Genomic DNA, 21,838 nt, shown 5'->3' on the forward strand with positions numbered 1-21,838 from the left:
TCGACCAGCTCGCCGTTTTGATGCGCGCTCGACTCAGACCCATGCAGTACCGTCCCGAGCTGCTCAAGGGGTGTCTGGCCGGAACTGGACTGTCCTTGGAGATATAACCCCACAAATTAAAAGTCAGTGGTGCGTGAAAAAAACTTCTCAGGAAGGTGTCAAAAGATTGTATGTGGCTTTTATGGTCATATGACCGATGTATCCGCTCGGTTGGCCGCACAACCGGACATGGTCCGGCCCCGCCTCAGACAGCCCCGGAGAAGGGTTCCGCTTCCGTGCGCATGCTTCTGACCGCTCCTCCCGACGGTCCTGGTGGGGCCGCGGTGCGACGCCCCGCTCCCCGGCCGGAAGCCGACCGGGACACGGGGGCTACCATGGCCGCGCGGCGACCGACCCCTCGCGGCGGCGACCGCCCGGGGAGCGGTGTCCCGCCGCCCCGGGGCACCCACGGGAAGTAGTCCTTCGATGTCAGTTCTCACGCGCGTCGCCGACTTCGTCGGCAGGTGGTTCGCCCTGCTGGTCCTCGCCGGAGGGATCGTGGGCCTGGCCGCCCCCGGGCAGGCCGCCCTCCTCGCCCCCTACATCTCCCTGCTGCTCGGGGTGATCATGTTCGGCATGGGGCTCACCATGCGCCCCGTGGACTTCGCGATCGTCGCCAGGCACCCCAAGGCCGTCATCCTCGGCGTCCTGGTCCAGTACACGGTCATGCCGCTCCTGGGCTGGGGGATCGCCCAGGCCCTCGGTCTGCCGCCGCTGCTGGTGGTGGGCATGGTCCTGGTCGGCTCCGCCCCCGGCGGCACCGCCTCCAACGTCATCGTCTACCTCGCCCGCGGCGACGTGGCCCTCTCGGTGGCGATGACCTCGATCTCCACCCTGCTCGCCCCCGTGCTGACCCCGCTCCTGGTCCTGGGCCTGGCCGGCTCCACCCTGCCCGTCGCCGCCGGCGACCTGTTCGTCTCCATCCTCCAGGTCGTCCTGGTCCCGGTCCTGGCGGGACTGCTGCTGCGCATGGCCGCGGGCCGGTTCGTGGAGAGGGTCCTGCCCGTCCTGCCGCTGGTGTCCGTCATCGGCATCGTCGTCGTGGTCGCCGCGGTGGTGGGCGCCAACGCCGACGCCGTGCTCTCCACCGGCCTCCTGGTCGCCCTGGCCGTGGTGCTGCACAACTCCCTGGGACTGGGGCTCGGTTACCTGGTCGGCGTGGTCACCAAGCTGCCCGAGGCCGCCCGCCGCGCGGTCAGCGTCGAGGTGGGGATGCAGAACTCCGGGCTCGCCGCGGCCCTGGCGACCGCCCACTTCGCGCCGCTCGCCGCCCTGCCCGGCGCCCTGTTCTCGGTCTGGCACAACATCTCCGGCGCGCTCGTGGCCACCTACTGGGCCCGCCGCCCGCCCGAGGACGCCCCGGCTGACTCCGCGCCGACCGGGAGCGGCCCGGAGGGCCAGCCCCGGACCTGAACCCGGGCTCCGCCCGCTCCCGCCCAGTCCGCTCCCGCCCCGGCCGAGGACATTCCGCCTCGCGCCGGGGCCGCCATCTTGGCGGACGGGTTGGCGCCAACCCGTCCGCCAAGGCCTATTCCCGCCCATACCGGACCCCTCGCCGCCCGCGCCCGCTCCGGGCGCGGCCACGCTGGGGGAGGCGGCGGGCGCCGCCCCCGGTTAGTCCCGAGAACGTGTCCCCGCCTCACCGATCGAACTGGTTACCCGGGCGCAACACGGTTCACACGCGCAGTCCCTGGCCTGAACCGGACACATCTCTTTACGTGATCATCACGCCACACAAGGCGACGGATGCCAGGCTGGTGCCCATGCCCGAGCGACACCGTCGGTTCCTGCACCCCTGCTCCGGACTCCTCGCACTCGCCCTCACCGCCGCGTTGGGAAACCCCCACGTCCTCCTCGCGCCGTGCACTCCTCCCGCGCACACCACGCCCGTCACCGCCCCCGCTGCGGAGACCGACTCGCGCCGCAAGACCCTCCGGGATCGTGTGCGCGGCCGCTGCCCGCACCCCCGCAGGCCCGAACGCGGGATCATCCCGCACCCCCGCTGCTCCTACGACTGACGCACGCGCCCCTTTCACAGGGGTCTCATGGTTCCGGGGGCGCGCTCCGGCGCAACCACGCCCTCCTCAGGAGCGCGGTGCCCAGGCCCAACGCGGCCTGGGCGAACACCAGACCGAATCCGAGGCAGAAGAGGTTGACGAGGACGAACCCGAGGATCGACGTGGTGACACCGCTCCCGAGTCCCGCGTCCGCGTAGGCGCGGTCCTGCTCCGTGGTCAGTATCCAGGACGGCTCGCCGGGGACGAGGCGGGCCGCCTCCAGACGGCCGGGCTCACAGGGCCCCGACAGGTACAGGTGGACACCGGTCCGCACGGGTCCGTCGTCCGCGGAACGGAAGACACCCAGGCACAGCGAGCCCCCATCCGAGAGGGGCACCGACTCGGTGACCTCAAGGACGCCCTCCTGCCCGGTCCAGCCGTAGGCGGCTCCCAGAGCCCGCAGCTCATGGCCTGAGAACTGCACCGACAGCGGGATCAACGCGCAGGCCAGCGCCGCGCTGGCCAGGAACACGACGAACGCCTTCCCCGGTGACAGAAGTCCGATGTCTCCCGACCAAGCCCTCCGCCAGCCCATGCGCCCCTCCCCGCCGCCTCCGCTCCGCCGGGACACGGCCACCCCTTCGGACGCTCCGGGCGGGCAGCGGGTTCGCCCGCGCCGCAGGGCTTCTACGCCCGCGCCGCCCGGCCCGACGCCGCCCCGCGCCGGACCGGACCCGGCGCCGGGCCTCAGACACCCTCCGTCAGGACACGGCGCAGGACGGCGGCGAAGGCGTCGGGGTCGCCCTTCATGCCGAACTCGCCGCCGAGGAAACCGGCGTGGTGGCTGGGGAAGGTGACGACCGCCGTTCCGAGCCGCTCGGCCACGGCCTCGGCCGCCCGGTTGCACAGCTCACCCCCGCTCTCGGCCCCGGCGCCGACGACGATGCGCGTCGACGCCGCGCGCAGCCGGTCGACGTCGTGCTGGAAGTGGGTGCACGGGATGAGCTGCCCGAGCATCGGGTCGTCGCGGGAACCGTCGTCCTCGGCGGGCAGCCCGAAATCGGCGGGGTTCGGAGCGGGCCGGTCGGTGAAGTCGCCCGGAAGCGGCCCCTTGTGGTTGATGAGCGCGAGGAACTTCGCCATCGCGGGGCCCAGACCGTCGCGTTCGTACGTTCGGCGGATGTCCACGCTCGCGGCCAGCGCCTGTTCCCTGTCCGGCAGCATTTGGACAGCGGGCGGTTCGTGCGCCACGAGAGTGCGTACCTGCTCCGGATAGCGGGCCACCAGGACCAGGGCGTTGACGGCGCCGCCGCTGCTGGCGAAGAGGTCCACCGGCCCGGCGCCGAGGGCTGAGACCAGCCGGTGCAGGTCGTCCGCGTGCTCCTCGGGTGTGCCCCCGGCTCCGCCGTCGGCGCGCTCGCTGCGCCCGACCCCGCGGGGATCGTAGGTCACGACCGTGCGGTCGGTGAAGTGCCGGGCCAGGGTGGTGAACCCGCTGGCGTCCATCGGAGAGCCGATCAGCAGCAGGACGGGCGATCCGGCTGACGAGCCGCTCCGAACGTCGTAGCGCAGAACGGCGCCCGGCACGTCCAGGGTGTGCGTCTTCGTCTCTGTCATCAGGTGTCCTCTCCGAGAACGCTGTCGTCTCCTGCCCATAGTGACCGTCCGGAGTGACAGAACCCGTCGGCCCGCGTTCAGGTGCGGATGAGATGTGCAGAAAACGTCATCCGTGTCCGTTACGTTCTTCGTGCACATCCCCCGAACACGAGGAACTCCCCCATGCCGACCACCCCCACCCCGCTCGAAGTCGTCTACTGCGAAGGCTGGGACCCCGCCACCACCGCGCCGGTCGGCCTCCTGGACACGGCGACGGCACGCGCCCGGGACGGGGCCGGTGAACAGTACGCCGTCCTGGTCCGCACCCCCGACGCGGCACCGCTCGTCCTCCTGGAGATCTCCTGGGCCGACCGGCACTGCGGGATCTGGCTGTTCGACGCCGAGGGCCGCTGCCACACCCACCACCGCTACACCCGCGCGGAGGGAGACGGAGAACTCCTCCTCTCGCACGGCTTCCAGTGGAACCAGCCCCCACGGGGAGCGATGCCGGACCGGCGCGACGGCTGGACCGTCAAGGTCGAGACGCTCAACCGCGAGCGCGGCCTCTACCGGTACCAGACGCAGCACGGCGGCGGCCTGATGTCGGTCAACCGCGCCCCGGACCCGGAACTGGCCCGCGTGGTCACGCTGCCCGCCCCGCCGTTCGGGGACTGGGTCTCCCTCCTACGGGCGCACCCCGTCCTCACCGAGGGGGAACTCCGGCTCAGCGAGGCCGCGGTGGAACCGGGCGGCGCTCCCGTGGCGGCCCCCTGGACACCGCCGCGTCCCCTCGCACCCCGGCGCGTCGACGACCTCTTCCGCCCCGGAAACCGGTTCACGAGCTCCTGGTATCCCGGGACGGGAACGGTGGCCGTCCGCGACATCGGCACCGTGAACCTGCCCACCGGACGGGTCATGGTCTACGACCCCGGCTCCCTGTCGTTCGCCAAGGACACCGAGGCCTTCACCGTGCCCCTCCCGCCGGGGGAGCACCCGACGCGCCTGTCCCTGCTCCACCTCGGGCAGGACGGCGACGAGGAGACCACGTGCGTCATGGCCCTGCGCGTGGACGTACGGAGCCTCGAAGCATTCCCGGTCGCCTCCTGGGAGATGGCCCTGCGTCCGGGTCAGGACCCGCACGACCTGGACGAGGACCACTTCTACGGCGTCGGCGTGGACGGTGGGCAGATCGGTATCACCGACGCGGCCTGCCTGCCCTACTTCACCGGCCTCTTCGACGACTTCCGAGCCTACGAGCGCATCTTCTACGGGCTGCACGAGGAGGAACTCCAGGCGATCAGGGACAGGGAACGGCTGTGGCAGGAGACCGCGCGTGCGCTGATCGCCCGGCCTGAGTTCCACCCCGCCGTGCGCGACGCCTTCATGGAGGCGATCGGCCTGTCTCCCGACGATGAGCGCTATGACCAGTACCGGAGCAACCACAACCTGCTCCGGCTGGCCCACGCGGTGGTCAACAGCACCGACCCCGACCTCGCGGCGCTCGACGACCCCGTCCAGCAGGCGCGGGACACCAGCCCGTGGTCCCGGCGGCTCCCCGACCCGAAGACCGGAGGCGACCTGACCGTCGTCCCGAGCGGCTGGGGAGACGGCAGCTACCCGGTCTGGATCGGCCGCACCGAGGACGGCCGAGTCCGCTCCCTGGTGGTCGACATGCTCGTCCTGGAGAGCGCCGAGCCGGTCACGGACGGGGAACCCACCACGCCGTGAGCTCCGTCAGTACCGAGGAGGAGGTGTCCCGACACGGGCGCGCCCCGCCCGGTACGGTATCCCGCGACCTCACCGGGGCCGACGGTCCGCGCACGGGCACCGGCCGGGTGCGCCGGACGGAGCCTCCCGTCCGGCGCACCCGTCGTCTCCACGCGGTTCCGACCGGCTCAGACCGCGTCGAGGAAGCGGTGTCCGAACTGCTCCAGCCGGGCCCGGGCCCGGGTCAGCTCCTCGTCGGTGAACAGCGGTGAGAACTCCGGACGCAGCACCAGCGCCTCCACCGTCAGGTCCAGGCGGCCCCGCTCCCACAGGTTCGCGAACCCGTCCGAGACCGCCGGGGCGTGGAGCAGTTTGCGGGCGGTGCCCAGCGGCCCCAGTTCCGAGAGCATGCCCAGGAAGAAGGTCGCCGTGTAGTCGGCCTCGGACTTGGCGCGCTCGTAGACCGACAGCATCGCCCGACCGAAGTCGGCGGTCTCCGGCCCGGAGGCGGGAACCTCCTCCACCGGCTCATCGGCGGCTTCCCCGGCCGCGTCCTGTCCGAGCCGGTCCACGAAGCCCAACAGGGCCTCCACCGACGTGAACACCTCGTAGCCGAGCTCCTGCAACCTCGGAAGGTCGGCCTGGTCGGGGTCCAGCTCCAGTACCGCCGGCTTGCCGACCCCGTGCTGGAACCCGTCCGGCCAGAACGCCTCGGCCTCGGCGATCACCCTGCCCCGTTCGGGGTCGCTGATCACCGCGTCCAGCTCCGGCTCCGCGAACCCCAGACGCCTCAGCTCGTCCACCATCTCCTGGACCTGCACCGACCGTGCGTCGTCGGGTTCGGCGCTGAGCACCGTCATGGGCCGCAGCGGCCCCGCGTCCGGTCCGGTCGTCGCCTTGCCCGAAGCCAGACCCGACAGGAAGTCCTGAGCCGCCCCGGCCAACAGCTCCCGCCGCGCAGCCAGGAAGTCGGGGTAGTTCTCCACCTTCCACAGGGCCGGATCCATCGGGATCCACTGCGAGGCCAGAGCCCCCGGATGGCGCTCCTCCACCTCGGGGAAGTACTCCTCCGGAGTGCGCGCGGAGATCTCCAGGTTCGTGTCCTGGGTCAGGAAGCAGAAGTTGGCGATGGCGTTGACCTGGCGATTGTCGTAGCGGGCCTCCCGCAGCACCTTCTTGGGGAAGACGTGGTGCACCTGGAGCGAGGACAGCTTGCCCAGCATCTCCGCCTTCAGCTCCAGGCCGCTGCCGAAGTCGCGGGCGCCGTGTACGCGGGTGAGCATGTACAGCAGGGGATAGAACCGCGATCCCCGGGTCGCGCCCTCGAAGTCGTGCGGGCGCACGTCCAGGTTCCCGCCGCGCCACCGGGACATCCGCTGGAGCAGACCCTCCACGCCCGACTCGTTCACCGCGTCGTAGTCGAGCTGGAGGAAGGTCTCCGTCGAACCGGCGTAGCGGCCCCACAGCGCGCTGTGCACGTACCAGTAGAGCACCTTGTCCCGGTGCGCCGCGTCACTGAACCTGCCGCCGTTGAGCTCCAGCAGCCGTGAGACCACCGGCGCCGCGTACCTGCCCATCAGCACCCGGTCGTGGTCCAGCCCGAGCCGCCCCGACACCGCGTCCAGGAAGGTTCCCACGTGGTCGACCGAACTCTTCAAAGCCGTGGCGAACCGGTCGGGCTCCACGTTCTCCAGCGAGGTGAACAGTGCGCGTCCGGTGGCCACTGCCGTGGCGTTGCGCAGCAGCCAGTCCATGCTGAAGGAGAACCCCGCCTCCTCCCAGTCCGTGATGCTCTGGCGCATGGTCGCGCGGATACCAGGCTGTACAGCGCACCGCCGGGCCAGCGCCAGGTCGCCCTTGGACAGCTTGGTGCCGCCCGAGTTCACGCGGTTGAAGATCTCCACCACGTCATCGATCGTCTGGTTGGCGTCGGTGATGCTCTCGTAGTGGAAGTCCCGGTCCACGATCTGGCTCAACGCGTTGAGCCGGGGAAGATACCGGTTGGCCTTCTCCGGCTCACTGGTGAAGCGCGTCAGGTAAGGCACCAGGCCCTGCTGGAACAACCCGGTGACGTCCACCCACAGCGGATCGTTCTTCATCTTGTTCGGCATGTAGAACTCGAACGCCTGGCTCTCCAGGTTGAAGTACAGGTCCGTGAACGCCTGCGTGTTGCCCTGGAAGAACGCAGGCGCCTTGCCCCTGATCACGCCGTACAGGGTGGTCATCCGCTGCTGACCGTCCAGCAGCAGCAGATGGGCCCCGGCGCCGTTCACCACGCCCTGCACCGCCTCCTCGGCGTTGGTGGTCTCCCACATCAGCAGGCTGCCCACCGGATGGCCGAGGTAGACCGAGCGCATCAGCCCGCGTACCTGGTCGCGGTTCCACACGTAACCGCGCTGGAACTCTGGGAGCAGGATCGTCCCGTTGTCGATCTGGTCGAGGAGCGTGGACAGTTTCGCCATGGAAGGTCGTCTTTCTCGTCTTGGCGGTCTGGGGGAAGCGGGAGTCAGGGGGCGAGGAGCGCCTCGACGAAGGGGCTGGGCGTCCCGTGCCAGCTCACGTGCAACTGCTCCCTGGCACGCGTGCACGCCACGAACAGCAGACTGCGCTCGCGCAGCAGGTCGCGGGCGTGCGCCCCGGGATCCTCGTCCGCGGGGGTGACGTGCCTGGCGAGCGGAAGCTGGTCACCGCCCACGCCCACCACCGACAGGCAGCGGAACTCCAGCCCCTTCATCCGGTGCATGGTGCCCACGGCGACCGCGTCACCCGCCTCACTGTTCTTGGACAGCGCACGTGCCGTGACACCGGCATCGGTCAGGGCCGCCACGGCCTGCTCCACGCTCCGGTTGGAGCGGGCGGCGACCCCGATCTCCGAGGGCAGGACCCCGGCCTCGGTCCAGGAGCGGACGGACTCCACCACGTGCCGGAGCTCCCGTTCCCACGTCGCGAAGCCGGAGAGGACGGGGTCGGCACCGCGCATCTCCGAACGGCAGCCGGCCACCGAGTCCAAACCGCCGTCCATGTCGTCCACGGCCTGCCCGCGCATCAGCCCCAGGCTCCAGCCGAGGATCTGGGCCGTGGTGCGGTAGTTGACACGCAGTCTCGATGACCGCCCGCGTACGTTGAGACCGACCTCGGCGAGGCTGACCTGCGGGCCGTAGATGCGCTGGTGGGTGTCGCCGGCGATGAACACGTCGTCGGGCCCCTCCGTCGCGGCGGCGCGCAGCAGGCGCCACTGTCCCGGGTAGAGGTCCTGGGCCTCGTCCACCACCACGTGGTCGAAGGGCCTGTCCACGCGCTGTTCCAGCAGCCGCGCCGCCTCCTCGACGACCGTCTCGTAGGTCCACAGGCCCTGTGCGGCCAGCTGGTCCTGGAAGGCCTGTACCGCCTGCCACACCTGGGCCTTCCTCGCCGCCGAGAGTCCGCGGCCCCGTCCGGTGCGCTTGGCCGCCAGGTAATCCTCAGCCGTCTTCACCCGGCGGGCCAGAACCACCTGCCGCCACTCCTCGGCCAGGAAGGCGGGCGGCAGGTCCAGCCCCAGACCGCCGAGCACCTGCTCCCACAGCCGCCGCTCCCGCTGCGGACTCAGCAGGTCGGGCAGGCCGTGCTCCTCCCGGAAGACACGGTTGGCCAGACGGTCGACGTGCTCCACACGCACCCGTTCCAGCACGGTCGGTGCGTCCCCCGCACCGTCGGTCTCCGCGAGCAGGCGCAGGGAGCCCTCCAGCGAGTCGGCCAGCGTGGAGGTGAAGGTGGTCAGCAGCACCCGGCCCCCGTCGCGGGCCAGCCGGTGCGCCCGGTGCAGGGCCACCACGGTCTTGCCCGTTCCCGGGCCGCCGCTGACCCTGGCCGGGCCGCGGTGCGAGGCCTCCACCACGGCCCGCTGCGCCGGGTGCAGGTAGATCCGCCACAGGTCGAAGGGGTGCTCCAGGGCGGCCATCAGCTCGTCGGGGCCCTCGACCAGGAGCACCCGGTCGGAGCTGCGCCGGACCGCCGCGTCCAGGTCGTCGGGATCGATCTCCTCTGAGATCGCCGATCCCAGCTCCGCCCACACCTCCTCGGGGGACATCCCCGCCGCCAGTCCGTACAGCACGTCCCACTGCACCGGCGGCAGCAGGCCCCGGGCGGCGTCGAGCTGGAAGGGGGCCGTGAGCACGCGCGCCAGCGGCAGGGTGTGCTCGTCGATGCCCAGGCGGCGCAGATCGGCGTCCCCGACGTGGTCGAAGAGACGCTCGGGCGCGGACGCCGCCATGCGCTTCATGTGCGGGATGCTGGCGTCGAGTGCCGCCACGTCGCGGATCTCGATGCCGCCCGTGGCCATGTTCACCGACGCCTTGCGGCGCTTGGCCCAGTCGTAGGCCTCGTCGTGGCCCAGGACGCGCAGAAGGGTGTAGGTGTCGCCCTTCTCCGGTGCCAGCACCACCCCGCGCCAGAACTGGTCGATGCGGATGGTGCGGAAACGGTCGTCGCGGGCTCCGGCGATCTTCTCCAGGTGCAGACCTGCGTGGGTGGCGTTCTCGAACTTGCCGAACACCTCTCCCACGCGTTCCCGGACCGGCTTCTCGAGTCCGGCGAACTCCTGCAGGAAGTCCCGGTGGAGGGCGAGTCGTGCCACTGCTGCTTTCCTAGCGTCGTCAGGGGGTGTGGTCGGGGAGGGTCACGAGCCCGCCTTCGAGGGTGCTGGAGACCTCACGGGCACACACCCGACACACCTCGCCCGCAGCGGGCGGTGGCGTCGCGGTGGAGCGGTGCGCTGGGGGTGACACATCCTCGGGGGCGGACGGGGGACTGGGGTTGTGCGCCTTCCACGCTAGTTTCCCCCGCGCTGGAAGACGCGTGGGCTCGAGTTCCGGTTGTCCAGTCGTTACACGGACCGGCCGTCCCCGCGGAACCGGGACGCGGCTGTCACGACTGACCGAAGACGCGTCCCAGCGCGGTGCCGTACATCCGGTGCGGGCTGGGCAGCGAGGGCGGGTGCAGGACTCCGGGCAGCGGTTCGAGGCCGGTGACGAAGCCGATCAGGCGCCCGTACACCTCGTTGGCGTCGCGCGGGCGGGCCTCCGGCTTCTTCTCCAGCAGCGCCGTGACGACGTCGCAGACCTCCCGCGGTACGTCCGGACGCAGCGATCGCACGTCGCGGGGTGTTTCGCTGACCTGTTTGGAGGCCAGCCCGAAGGAGGTGGAGGCGGAGAAGAGCCGCTGGCCGGTGAGCATCTCGTACAGCACGCACCCCAGCGCGTACAGGTCGCTGTGTGCTGTGCTCTCCCCGTTCAGCAACTGCTCGGGAGCCATGTACGCGGGAGTGCCGGGGGTGTGCCCGGTCCGGGTGATCTGCGACATGTCGGGGCGCCCCAGCGCTACGGCCAATCCGAAGTCGAGCACCTTGACGCCGCCGTCGGGCTCCAGGATCAGGTTGGAGGGCTTGAGGTCGCGGTGCACCAGGCGGGCCCGGTGGGCGACGCTGAGCACCGAGCACACCTGCGCGGTCACGCACGCGGCCCAGCCCACGGAGAGCCGTTCCTGCTCGGCGATCAGGTCGTGCACGCCGATGCCGTGGACGCGCTGCATCACCAGGTAGGGCAGTCCGTCCTCGGTGCCGGTGTCGAATACCGCGGGCACCCCCGGGTGCTGGAGTCCGGCGGTGATCCGCGCCTCCCGACGGAAGCGGCGCACCATGTCGGGGTCCTCCACACCGTCGGGGAAGTGGAGGAACTTGACCGCGACCTCCCGGTCCAGACGGGTGTCGTGCCCCACCCAGACCTGGCCCATGCCGCCGCGCGCGAGCGGTGCCGGACCCAGCCTGTAGCGCCCGTCCAGGAGGCGTTCCGCGCCGGTCATACTCCAAGCTCTCCCGCCCGCCGGGGTTTTCGCCCGACGCTACCGCACCCGGGCTCGGGCCGACGATTCGGTCGCCCTGGTCCACAGCCAGAGGCCGGATGTTCCCGCGTGGTATGCCACGGTCACCGCTTGAGCGGCTGACCGTCGATGAGTACGAGGGAAGGCAGAAGTTCACGCCGGTGGCCCGCAGAGCTCAACCTTCCTTCAACCTCGATGGTGGAACCCCTGACATGTGCGGCCAGGGCGGCGCCATAGTCCTCCGGCCCAAGCCGGACCAGGATGGTCCGTTCACGCCGTGACTCAGAGGTGGAGAGTGTCCCCTTCACCTTGACGAAACCGTCGTGCCGAGGCGACTGGCGTTCGGTGGCTATGACGGTTCCGTGCAGTCGCACCGTTCCTCGGTACTCCAACTCCCTGAGGCGCTCTCCTGCCTGCTGCAGGATCGACGCCGCACGCCGTCCGAAGGAGAGCTGATCACTTTCCTCGCCGTTCCCTTCGGGTTGAGCCGGAGCCCACGCGAACCGGATGGAGAACTCCTGGTCGTGGTCGTGCCCGCCGAACCGGGCGAGGGAGTCGCACAGCCGCGCCGACACGCCAGCTTCCATCGCCTCGTCGAAAGGGTCCAGACTGCCCTCGTTCGACTCGGCGGCCTTCGTTGCCCTCTCAGCGGCGCTCATGGCCCTTTTCATCGCTCGGACGACCGTGCGTTCCGCTGGAGGGTCGTCGAACAACAGGTGACCGCGGGGCGGAGTCAGAGGAACCTCGGCCGAAAGGATGTAGCTGCCCGCTTTGCTCGGCCCCAGCCGCACTTGGCGCAGGAAGTCGTCCACCGCTTTGGAGTTGCGGCCTCCTCCCATGCTGGGTTTCTCGTCGAGAACCGAACGGGCAGCCAGTGTGAAGGCACCGCGGATCCCTTCGAGCGCATCCATTCCCGACAGGAGCGGAACAGTACCCGAGGGAGACGGCGGGTGGGTGTGGAAGTACTGAGTGTCCACCATCGGGTTGCTGACGAGCCTCAGCAGGTCCTGGTAGTCCTCGTTCTCGGCTCTGGCCACCGCGTGCAGCGCGCGTAGAAGCAGTTCACGGTCATCGCGGTAACGGAGTTCCGGAGGAAGCAGTACCTGGTCCGAGGCACCGTCGGGCGGGGTCCAGACCTGCGCGCCCCGCCAGTCCCGGGGATCCCGCCTCCACCCGCGCGCACGCAGGTAGTCGGAGACTGACAAGGGGTCGATCCCGCCAGGGAACTGGTCACCGGTGCCGTGGTTCATGGCCCCTCCACTTCGTCGGTGGAGACGAGCAGGTCGCGGAGCGTCTTGGTGGTCAGGAGGTTGGCCTTGGGAACCTGGACCCGTTGTTTCTTGTCCCTGCTCGCCGGTTCGACCGGGTCGAGGTGTCGGAACGAGGCCCAGTATGCCGCGTGGCTCAGACGGAGTGACTCGTGGTCGGCGTACACGTAATCCTCTGCCGAGGACGGCACGATCACGAGGACGAGAAAGCGCGGGCAGCGAAACCCGGGTCCTGCCAGCTCGTTGAACTGGACCTGGTTGAGGCCGTCGTAGGACCAGTGGTTGCCGGCCCCCTGGGCGCGGCTCCAGGACTTGACCTGGACCTCGATCGAAGGGTGACGAAGCCCTCCGAAGCTGCCCGGATAACCGATGGTGAGGTCGGTGCCGCCGAAGTCGGGAAAAGGCTTGGAGACCTGTAGACCAGCCGCCGCAGCCAGGACACTGGTGAAGTGCTCTCCGTAGTGTCCCTGGTGGACGTTGCGCTCCAACGACAGGGTGGGCCTCCCCGCCCGCAGGGTGTTCATGCTGTTGCGATGGTCACGCTACAGGCGGTGTGAGGTCTCGGACAACACGGGGTGGACAGGTGAGAGCAGTCGTGGAGTGTGCCTGTGTCCTCTGCCCTCCCAGGCAGGAAACCTCCAGAGGGAGGGGAGCGAACGTTCCTCAGTCTTCCCGTTCCCGCACGTGTACGTCGGGCGGGGGGTCGGTCGGGGCCAAGCCGCTTCGGCCGGTCGGTACGGGCCCTCCTGGTGCCAGCGCACCGCTGGTCAGGCCCTCGCGGGCCAGTTCGGCGGCCTTGGCGGCCAGCGCGGAGAACTCCCGGGCGCGGCGCTCGAACTCGGCCACGGCGCGGAACGCCTCCCCGTAGCGGCGCTGCCCCTCCACACCCATCTTGGGGATGCGCGCGGCACGCGCGTCGGTGCGGAAGGTTCCGCTGGCGCTGGTGGAGCGGCGGTTGTTGGCGGGACTATGCAGGAACCCCTGGAGGAAGTCGGTGTCCACCTGGTCGCTGACCGACCGCAGGGCTTCCCCGTTCACCTCGGCCATCCCCGCGTCGACCAGGTCGGCCACCCGTACCTGGGCGTCGAAGGGCTCGGCGACCCCGGCCGTGAGCTCGGGCAGGGTCGTCCGCAGCTCCTCCGTCAGGCGGTCGAGCTCCGCGCGTGCGGCCGCGAAGGCCGAGGGCAGCTGGCTCAGGTCGGGGCCCACGTGCCGGACCGGGTTGAGGTCGACCTCCTCGTCGAGCAGGTCGATCAGGGCGACCTCCGCACGCAGTTCATCCGGCAGCCGCCACGGCCCGTCGGGACCGAGCGAGGTCAGGTCCCACATTCGTACTGTGGACGCGGTGTCGGAATCGCTCAGGGGCCGGCGCAACAGCCACAGGTGAACCGGTTGGGAATGCGCGGCGGCCAGTCCCGCGGGCAGAGCGAAGACATCGGTGAGCAGTCCCCTGCGCACCAGGTCGGCGCGGATGCGCCTGCCGGTGCGCCGGTAGGCGCAGGAGGTGGACAGCACCACGGCGGCCTGTCCGCCGGGAGCGGTGTGCGCGTAGGCGTGCTGCAGCCAGGCCAGCTCGGCCTCGGCCCTGGGCGGCAGGGCCAGCTCCCAGCGGGGGTCCATGAGCAGTTCCTCGCGCCCCCAGTCCGTGGAGGGCGGCGGCGGGTCGCACACCACCAGATCGGCCTGGTGCCCCGACCACTGGTCCGAACGCAGTGAGTCGCCGACGCGGACGTCGGCCTCGGCCCCGCGTTCCAGGTTCGCACGCACACGGGCGAGGCGGGCCGCGTCCTCGTCCAGTTCCTGCCCGGTGCGCTGTGCGTCCGGACCCCCGGCGGCCAGTAGCAGGGAACCGATCCCGCAGGCGGGGTCGAAGACGCTGTGCGCCTCCGGATCGGTCAGGGCGGCCACCGCATGGACCAGCCGAGGAGTGGAACCGAAGGGGGTACCGGACCTCGCGCCGGAGTCCAGGAACCTCGCCGCGAGCGCGGCGCTGACTTGACCGGGCGAGGTCTCCTCGGCCAGGACGCGGGAAAGTTCGGCGGCCTCCCCGCTGAGAGCCTCCGGGGACCGCCCGCCCAGGTACTCGACGACGTCGGCCAAACCCTTGAGTATGTGTCCCGGGTAGTCACCGCGCAGGGTGCGCCACAGCCGGACCTCCCGCGACTCCTCAGCCACCTTGTTCTGGCTCTTCAACCAGTTCCGGACCCGTGCCAGTTCGAACAGCGGGCTGGAGGAGGTGCCGCCGCTGGGAGCGGGGAAGTCGTCGTGGCGTCGCCTCCAGTTGGAGACGGCGGCACGGGTGACACCGGCCAGGCGCGCGATGTCGGCGGCGGTGACCTGCTGTCCCTCTGCGGCGTTCTGCTCACGGGCATCCATGCGGTCACAGTACACGGAGTGTTCCCCTGGGCCTAGGCATGGGCTGTTGGCCCTGTTAACGCCATCCCGCATGAGATGAGGACGTTCGACTTGGACTCATCCCTGCCTCTCGTCTCTCCTCTTCGGCGGCAGGGGAGCGAGAAAGAGCGCGAAGTGCCCACGGGGCAGGACCAAGGTCCCGCGTAGGGAAGGATTTTCTAGGGAACACGCACCCTCTTGGTGCCGGTAACGCCTTCCATGTCATCCGTTTCCCTGGACGCGACGTCCTTACCTTCGAGAGGCTACGAACGCCGCGCCGACCAGCACCTCCGGCCGATGGCCAGCCCCGGTTACCAGGGCCCTTTTCCGTGCACGTCACGTCATCTCGCATGTGCGCGGCGCTGGTCCGCGTCCAAGGGTTGCTGTCTGTCTCAGCATGCTTGTATGTTTGCTATGTAAACAGCATGACCATGTTCGAGTGACGAACCTCTGTGTACCTTCGGGTGGCGTGGCCTGTTCTGTGAACATGGGCATACGCGCGAGAAGTGCGGCAGCTGACCATAGAGCGCGGGAGAAGAGCGATGGAACGGCAGTGCGTGGCGGAGCGTTTCCAGCTCAGAGGAATCATCGACCGCGGCAACATGGGCGAGGTCCACCGGGCCGAGGACACCGAGGCAGCCCCCGACGCCCCCAACCGCGAGGTCGCGGTCAAGCTGATCCTGCGCCGCCGCTCCGGCGCCCCGGTCGACCCCAAACACAAGTCGGTCCGTCGCTTCGCCCGCGAGGTCGACATCATGCGCCGCCTCGACCACCCCGGCGTCCCCCACATCGTCGACGGCGGAGTGGACACCACCGACGGCGACCACCTGCCCTACCTGGCCATGGAGCTCCTGGACGGACGCACCCTGCGAGACCTCAGCGACGAGGAACCCCAGCTGCCCGTCTCCTGGGTGGCCGCGATCGGCGCCCAGGCCGCCGACGCCCTCTACGCCGCCCACGCCGAGGGCGTCATCCACCGCGACCTCAAGCCCGCCAACGTGATGATCACGCGCGGCGGCCGGGTCAAGGTCCTGGACTTCGGCATGGGCCTGATCGTCGACGACCCCGACCTCAGCCAGCTCACCAGCGCCGACACCACCGTCGGCACCGCGCGCTACATGGCACCCGAGCAGTTCGAGGGAGCCAAGGTCACCGCCGCCGCCGACCTGTACGCCCTGGGCTGCGTCCTCTACGAACTCCTCACCGGCGCCCCGCCCTTCAACGGCGCCACCAACTTCGAGTTGGGCTACAAGCACAACAACGACGAGGTGCCGCCGCTGGGGCTGCTGCGCGCGGACCTTCCCGCGCCGCTCACCCACCTCATCGAGCAACTGCTCAGGAAAAAGCCCGCCGAGCGTCCCGTCAACGCCGCCGAGGTCCGCCAGACCCTCCTGCCGCTGGCCACCGACGACGGCCGGGTCAGCGGCTGGGGCGACTTCGACCCGCGCGACCACCTGCCCGTCCTCACCCCGGCCGCGGTCCTGCCCGACACCACCACCGGCCGCAGCGTCCACGACGCGCCCCTGGGCGTCATGGACGTGTTCTCCCTGCACAGCCAGCTCATTGACGAGTACCGGGCCTTCACCGAGGGCGGCACGATCATCCGTGACGACCGCATCGCCGACTTCCTCAAGGACGACCTGGACGCCAAGTCCCAGTGGCCCGACCCCTGGCTGTCCCTCAACCCGTTCTTCGCCTCCGGCGGCACCGTCCCCGAACTCGTCCGCGAAGGCCTGCTCCACGAGGAGACCGCGCGCGTCTTCCAGTCAGGCAAGACCGAGGGAAGCACGGTCAGCGACGGCCGCCCCCTCACCCTGCACCGGCACCAGCGCGAGGCGATCGAAGCCGCCCGGACGGGCGAGTCCTACGTCCTGACCACCGGCACCGGCTCCGGCAAGTCCCTGGGCTACATCGTGCCCATCGTCGACCGGGTCCTGCGCGAGCGCGACCGGGAGAGGGCCGAGGGCCGCCGCACCAACCGGGTCCGCGCCATCATCGTCTATCCGATGAACGCCCTGGCCAACAGCCAGCTCAAGGAGCTGGAGAAGTTCCTCGTCAACGGCTACGGCGCGGGTCGTGAACCGGTCACCTTCGCCCGCTACACCGGCCAGGAGAGCGAGGAGAAGCGCAAGGCCCTGCGCGACAACCCGCCGGACATCCTGCTCACCAACTACGTGATGCTGGAGCTGATGCTCACCCGCCCCGGCGACCGCTCCTCCCTCATCAAGATGGCGCGCGGGCTGGACTTCCTCGTCTTCGACGAGCTGCACACCTACCGCGGCCGCCAGGGCGCCGACGTGGCCCTGCTCATCCGCCGGGTCCGCCAGGCCTGCGAGGCCCCGGACGTGCAGTGCGTGGGCACCTCCGCCACCATGTCCTCTGAGGGCACCGCCGACGACCAGAAGGCGGTCGTTGCCGACGTGGCCACCAGGGTCTTCGGCACCCCGGTGCGCCCCGACAACGTCATCACCGAGACCCTGGTCCGCGCCACCGAGGACGGTCCCGTCCGGATCCCGGCCGAGCGCCTGACCGAGGACGACGCCCCTCGCTCCTACAACGACCTGTACCACGACCCCCTGGCCCGGTGGATCGAGTCCACCTTCGGCCTGACCACCGACCCCACCGGGCGCCTGGTCCGCCAGAAGCCCACCAAGGTGGAGGCCGTGGCCGCCGACCTGGCCCGCGACACCGGTGTGTCCGAGGAGCGGTGCGTCCGAGCCATCCGCCGCACTCTGGAGGCGGGCGCGGAGGCCTTCCACCCGGGCAACCGCCGTCCCCTGTTCGCCTTCCGCCTGCACCAGTTCCTGTCCAAGGGCGACACGATCCACGTCACCCTCGAAGATCCCGAGGAGCGCCACCTCACCCGCGAGTACCAGCTGGAGAAGCCCGGGTCCGACGGCCACATCCTGCTGCCCCTGGCCTTCTGCCGCGAGTGCGGCCAGGAGTACATGACCGTCTGGCGCACCGAGACGGCCAAGGGCACGGTCTACCAGCACCGCCGAGATGCCAACGCACCCTCCGACGCGGCCGCCGAGGGCTACCTGTACGTCTCCTCCGAGACCCCCTGGCCCTCCAGTGTCGAGGAGGCCCTGAACCGGCGCCTACTGCCGGAGTCCTGGCTGGAGCTGGACGAGAACCACCAGGAGAACGTCCACAAGAACTACCGGGGCAACATCCCCAGGGCGGTCACCGTCGACGCCCGGGGCAACGAAGGACAGGGCGAGCTCCAGGCGGCCTTCATCCCCGCCCCGTTCCTGTTCTGCCTGCACTGCGGGATCAGCTACGAGAACAAGCGCGGCAAGGACTTCGCCAAGCTCGCCAGGCTCGACCAGGAGGGCCGTTCCTCGGCCACCTCCCTGATCTCGGGCACCATCGTGCGCGCCCTCAAGGCGGTGCCCGCCGAGGCCCTGCCCAAGGAGGCCCGCAAGCTCCTGACCTTCGTGGACAACCGCCAGGACGCCTCCCTCCAGGCTGGACACTTCAACGACTTCGTACAGGTCACCGAGCTGCGCGGCGGCCTGTACCGGGCTCTGGAGGCGGCGGGGGAAGAGGGGTTGACCTCCGAGACCCTGGCCTCACGGGTCGCCGAGACCCTGGCCCTTTCCCCCGCCGACTACACCGGCAACGCCAGCCTGCCGCCCCGGCTGGCCAGCCAGGCGGCCAGCACCCTGCGCGACGTCATCGCCTTCCGGCTCTACCTGGACCTGGAGCGCGGCTGGCGGGTCACCATGCCCAACCTGGAGCAGACCGGCCTGCTTCGGGTCGACTACGCCGACCTGGACTGGGTGGCCGAGCAGGAGGACCGCTGGGCCAAGACCGCATCCGAGCTGCGCGACGCCGAACCCCACGTGCGCAGGGTCATCCTGCGGGCCCTCATGGACGAGATGCGCCGGGGCCTGGCCATCGACACGCCCTACTTCCGGGACGAGGCCTTCGAATCCCTCCAGGGGGCCAGCGAGACCCGCCTGGTCGACCCCTGGGTACTGTCCAAGGGCGACCGCCCCCGGGTGGGGATCGCCTATCCGCGCTCCTCGGGGCGGGGCATGGACCGCACCGGACTGTTCCTGTCCGGGCGCGGCAAGTACGCCAAGTACCTCAAGCGCGCCCACTTCACGCGCCTGAACGCCGACGAACTCCAGAAGGTCATCGCCGACCTCCTCGAAGTGCTGGCCGAGGCCGGACTGCTCCACCGCACCAAGGAGGCCCCGCGGGGCCGCCACAACCGCTTCCACCGCACCGACGACGAGGCCGTCACCGGCTACCAGGTCGACGCCGCCTGCCTGGTCTGGAAGGCCGGGGAGGGCAGGTTCGGCGCCCAGGACCCGCTCACCCGCACCTACGCCAGCGGTGACGGTCCCCGCGTCAACATCTTCTTCCGCGACCTGTACCTGGGAGCCGCGGCCTCCCTGACCGGCCTGGTGGCCCGCGAGCACACCGCCCAGGTGCCGCCCCAGGTCCGCGAGGAGCGCGAGGGGGCGTTCAGCGAAGCCGAGCTGAAGCTGCTGTACTGCTCGCCCACCATGGAGCTGGGGGTGGACATCAAGGAGCTCAACGCGGTGATGATGCGCAACGTCCCGCCCACCCCCGCCAACTACGCCCAGCGCAGCGGACGCGGCGGACGCAGCGGCCAGCCCGCCCTCATCACCACCTACTGCGCCACCGGCAACAGCCACGACCAGTACTACTTCCGCAGGTCGGACCGGATGGTGGCCGGGGTGGTGCAGCCGCCGCGCCTGGACCTGGCCAACGAGGACCTGGCGGTGGCCCACCTCCAGGCGATCTGGCTGGCCGAGACCGGCCTGAAACTGGGCCGGGCCGTCCCCGAGGTCGTCGACGTCGCCTATGACGGGGACCAGCGCGTCCCCGACCCCGCGCTGCCCCTGCACGACACCGCGCGGACCGCCATCGAGGACCCGGCCGCCCAGAGGCGCGCCGTCGCCGCCGCCGGGAAGGTCTTCGACGACGTCTTCGAGGACCTGGAGAAGATGGTCTGGTGGGACGACTCCTGGCTGGAGCGCATCGTGCGCAACGCGCCCGAGCGCTTCGACCGGGCCTTCGACCGCTGGCGCGGCCTGTTCCGCGCCGCCCTGGTGGACCAGGCCGAGCAGAACCGCCGTGTGCTGGACCACAACGGCCTGAGCGAACGCGACCGGCGCAACGCGGGGCGGCGCCGCACCGAGGCCGAGACCCAGCTGGCCCTGCTCAAGAACGAGAGCCAGGACAGCAAGTCGCTGCTGAGCGACTTCAACCCCTACCGGTACCTGGCCAGTGAGGGGTTCCTGCCCGGCTACTCCTTCCCGCGCCTGCCCCTGGCCGCCTACATCCCCACCCGCCGCAGCCGCTTCGACGAGGGCGACTTCCTCCAGCGGCCCCGGTTCGTGGCCATCCGCGAGTTCGGCCCCGGTGCCCTCATCTACCACGAGGGCTCCCGCTACCAGGTGACCCGCGTCCAACTGCCGCCGGAGTCCAGCGGCGACCTGGCCACCACCAAGGCCATCCGCTGCGGGCAGTGCGGCTACCACCACAGCCCGGACGGGCTCGCCGACCGCTGCGAGCTGTGCGACCACCCGCTGGGCGCCTCCACCCCCAACCTGCTCCAGCTGCACACCGTGTACACCACCAAGCGGGAGAAGATCTCCTCCGACGAGGAGGAGCGCCGCCGTGCGGGCTTCCGCCTGGTGACCTCCTACCGCTTCCAGGACCACGGTGAGCGCCTGGGCCGCCAGGACGCCCAGGTCACCGACCCCGCCGGGAAGCTCGCCACCCTGCACTACGGCGACTCGGCGACCGTGCGCATCACCAACCTGGGCCGCCTGCGCGCCAAGGACGGTGATCTCGACGGCTTCTGGCTCGACCCCGCCACCGGCAAGTGGCTCAACGAGCAGGACGCCAAGAAGGCGGTCGGCGACGCGGACGAGCTGCCCCTGATCGAGGACGGCGGCGAGGAGCGCGGCCACAAGAAGCGCGTCATCCCCTACGTCGAGGACCGCCGCAACATCGTGGTGCTGCACCTGCGCGAGGCCCTGCCCGAGGAGCAGGCGCTGACGCTGATGTACGCCCTGGAGCGGGGCGTGGAGGCCGCCTTCGAGCTGGAGGACGCCGAACTCACCAGCGAGCTGCTGCCCCCCGACGACGGCCCCCGCGACCGGATGCTGTTCACCGAGGCCGCCGAGGGCGGCGCGGGCGTGCTGCGCCAGCTCCAGTCGGTCCCGGGCAACCTGGCCAAGGCGGCGCGCAGGGCCCTGGAGATCTGCCACATCGACCCCGACGACGGCACCGACACCGACACGGCGTGCGCCCGCGGCTGCTACGACTGCCTGCTCACCTACGGCAACCAGACCCACCACCAGCTCATCGACCGCCGCCTGGTGCGCCACCTCCTGCTGCGCCTGGCCGATTCCGAGACGCTGCCCACCGGCCAGGGCGTCTCGCGCACCGACCAGATGAGGACGCTCAGCTTCCAGTCCGACACCAGCCTGGAGCAGGACTTCCTCACCTGGCTCAAGGAGCGCGGCCACCGCCTGCCCGACGAGGCCCAGGTCCTGGTCCCCGAGGCCTCGGCCAAGCCCGACTTCGTCTACCGGATCGCCGGGGCCCGGGTCGCGGTGTTCGTGGACGGGCCCGTACACGAGGACGCGCGGATCGCCGAACGCGACGCCGAGGCCGAGGAGCGCCTCTACGACGCCGGGTGGGACGTGGTGCGCGTTCCCCACGACGCCGACTGGTCCGCGGTCATCACCCGCTACGAGGCCTACTTCGGCCCAGGATCACGCCGCTGAACGACCTCCCGAGCCCCCGTCGCCGCACGCTGGCCACACCCGCCCGCGTGCCGGGTCCCGACGGGACCGCCTGCCCGGAGCCGCCCCGACCCCGCGGCCCCGGGCAGGTGACCACCAGACTTCGATGATCTTGTACTTGTAGCGAGTCTCGACCGTCGAACCCCGCTACAAGTACGAGATCACCGCGAACCCACCGCCTTCC

12 protein-coding genes are annotated in these 21,838 nt (G+C 70.5%); 4 read left to right on the top strand and 8 right to left on the bottom strand.

Translation table 11 applies throughout. From position 1 onward, the window contains the following. Positions 1-465: 465 nt before the first annotated feature. Both HGB44_RS20260 and HGB44_RS20265 read left to right on the top strand, forming a co-directional pair. The gene (locus tag HGB44_RS20260; RefSeq protein WP_061080126.1) at positions 466-1,452 is read left to right on the top strand and encodes a bile acid:sodium symporter family protein; all 987 of its coding nucleotides are present in this window, start codon (positions 466-468) and stop codon (positions 1,450-1,452) included. Positions 1,453-1,802: 350 nt separating this feature from the next. Beyond that, on the top strand, positions 1,803-2,057 hold the full coding sequence (locus tag HGB44_RS20265) for a hypothetical protein (RefSeq protein ID WP_082768311.1): 255 nt from the start codon (positions 1,803-1,805) through the stop codon (positions 2,055-2,057). 25 nt (positions 2,058-2,082) lie between these two features. Here the strand turns inward: HGB44_RS20265 and HGB44_RS20270 are convergent, their stop codons facing one another. Both HGB44_RS20270 and HGB44_RS20275 read right to left on the bottom strand, forming a co-directional pair. Next, positions 2,083-2,568: a hypothetical protein gene (locus tag HGB44_RS20270; RefSeq protein ID WP_061080182.1), complete on the bottom strand. Its 486-nt coding sequence runs from the start codon at positions 2,566-2,568 to the stop codon at positions 2,083-2,085. Between the two features lie 215 nt (positions 2,569-2,783). Then, positions 2,784-3,653, bottom strand: a complete 870-nt coding sequence (locus tag HGB44_RS20275) for an alpha/beta fold hydrolase (protein WP_061080127.1) — start codon at positions 3,651-3,653, stop codon at positions 2,784-2,786. A gap of 162 nt (positions 3,654-3,815) precedes the next feature. On the opposite strand from HGB44_RS20275, the gene HGB44_RS20280 reads away from it, so the two are divergent. After that, the gene (locus HGB44_RS20280) at positions 3,816-5,360 is read left to right on the top strand and encodes a DUF4241 domain-containing protein (RefSeq protein ID WP_061080128.1); all 1,545 of its coding nucleotides are present in this window, start codon (positions 3,816-3,818) and stop codon (positions 5,358-5,360) included. A gap of 167 nt (positions 5,361-5,527) precedes the next feature. Here the strand turns inward: HGB44_RS20280 and HGB44_RS20285 are convergent, their stop codons facing one another. The 6 genes from HGB44_RS20285 to HGB44_RS20310 all read right to left on the bottom strand — a co-directional run bounded on the left by HGB44_RS20285 (position 5,528) and on the right by HGB44_RS20310 (position 14,839). Beyond that, the gene (locus HGB44_RS20285) at positions 5,528-7,801 is read right to left on the bottom strand and encodes a GmrSD restriction endonuclease domain-containing protein (RefSeq protein ID WP_061080129.1); all 2,274 of its coding nucleotides are present in this window, start codon (positions 7,799-7,801) and stop codon (positions 5,528-5,530) included. Between the two features lie 44 nt (positions 7,802-7,845). Continuing rightward, positions 7,846-9,954, bottom strand: a complete 2,109-nt coding sequence (locus HGB44_RS20290; protein ID WP_061080130.1) for a UvrD-helicase domain-containing protein — start codon at positions 9,952-9,954, stop codon at positions 7,846-7,848. A gap of 290 nt (positions 9,955-10,244) precedes the next feature. Further along, complete coding sequence (locus tag HGB44_RS20295; RefSeq protein ID WP_061080131.1) at positions 10,245-11,177, bottom strand: serine/threonine-protein kinase; 933 nt, start codon at positions 11,175-11,177, stop codon at positions 10,245-10,247. 122 nt (positions 11,178-11,299) lie between these two features. Beyond that, positions 11,300-12,445: a hypothetical protein gene (locus HGB44_RS20300; protein WP_061080132.1), complete on the bottom strand. Its 1,146-nt coding sequence runs from the start codon at positions 12,443-12,445 to the stop codon at positions 11,300-11,302. Beyond that, complete coding sequence (locus tag HGB44_RS20305) at positions 12,442-12,987, bottom strand: DUF4365 domain-containing protein (RefSeq protein ID WP_061080133.1); 546 nt, start codon at positions 12,985-12,987, stop codon at positions 12,442-12,444. The genes HGB44_RS20300 and HGB44_RS20305 overlap by 4 nt, the downstream gene beginning before the upstream one ends. Positions 12,988-13,126: 139 nt before the next feature. Then, entirely contained in the window at positions 13,127-14,839 is a 1,713-nt protein-coding gene (locus HGB44_RS20310) for an N-6 DNA methylase (RefSeq protein ID WP_082768312.1), read from the bottom strand. A 575-nt stretch (positions 14,840-15,414) separates the two neighbouring features. Here HGB44_RS20310 and HGB44_RS20315 point away from each other — a divergent pair. Beyond that, complete coding sequence (locus tag HGB44_RS20315; protein ID WP_231972386.1) at positions 15,415-21,636, top strand: protein kinase domain-containing protein; 6,222 nt, start codon at positions 15,415-15,417, stop codon at positions 21,634-21,636. Positions 21,637-21,838: the final 202 nt, after the last annotated feature.

This window comes from Nocardiopsis alborubida (genome assembly GCF_012396365.1).
GTDB classification, from domain to species: Bacteria; Actinomycetota; Actinomycetes; order Streptosporangiales; family Streptosporangiaceae; genus Nocardiopsis; species Nocardiopsis alborubida.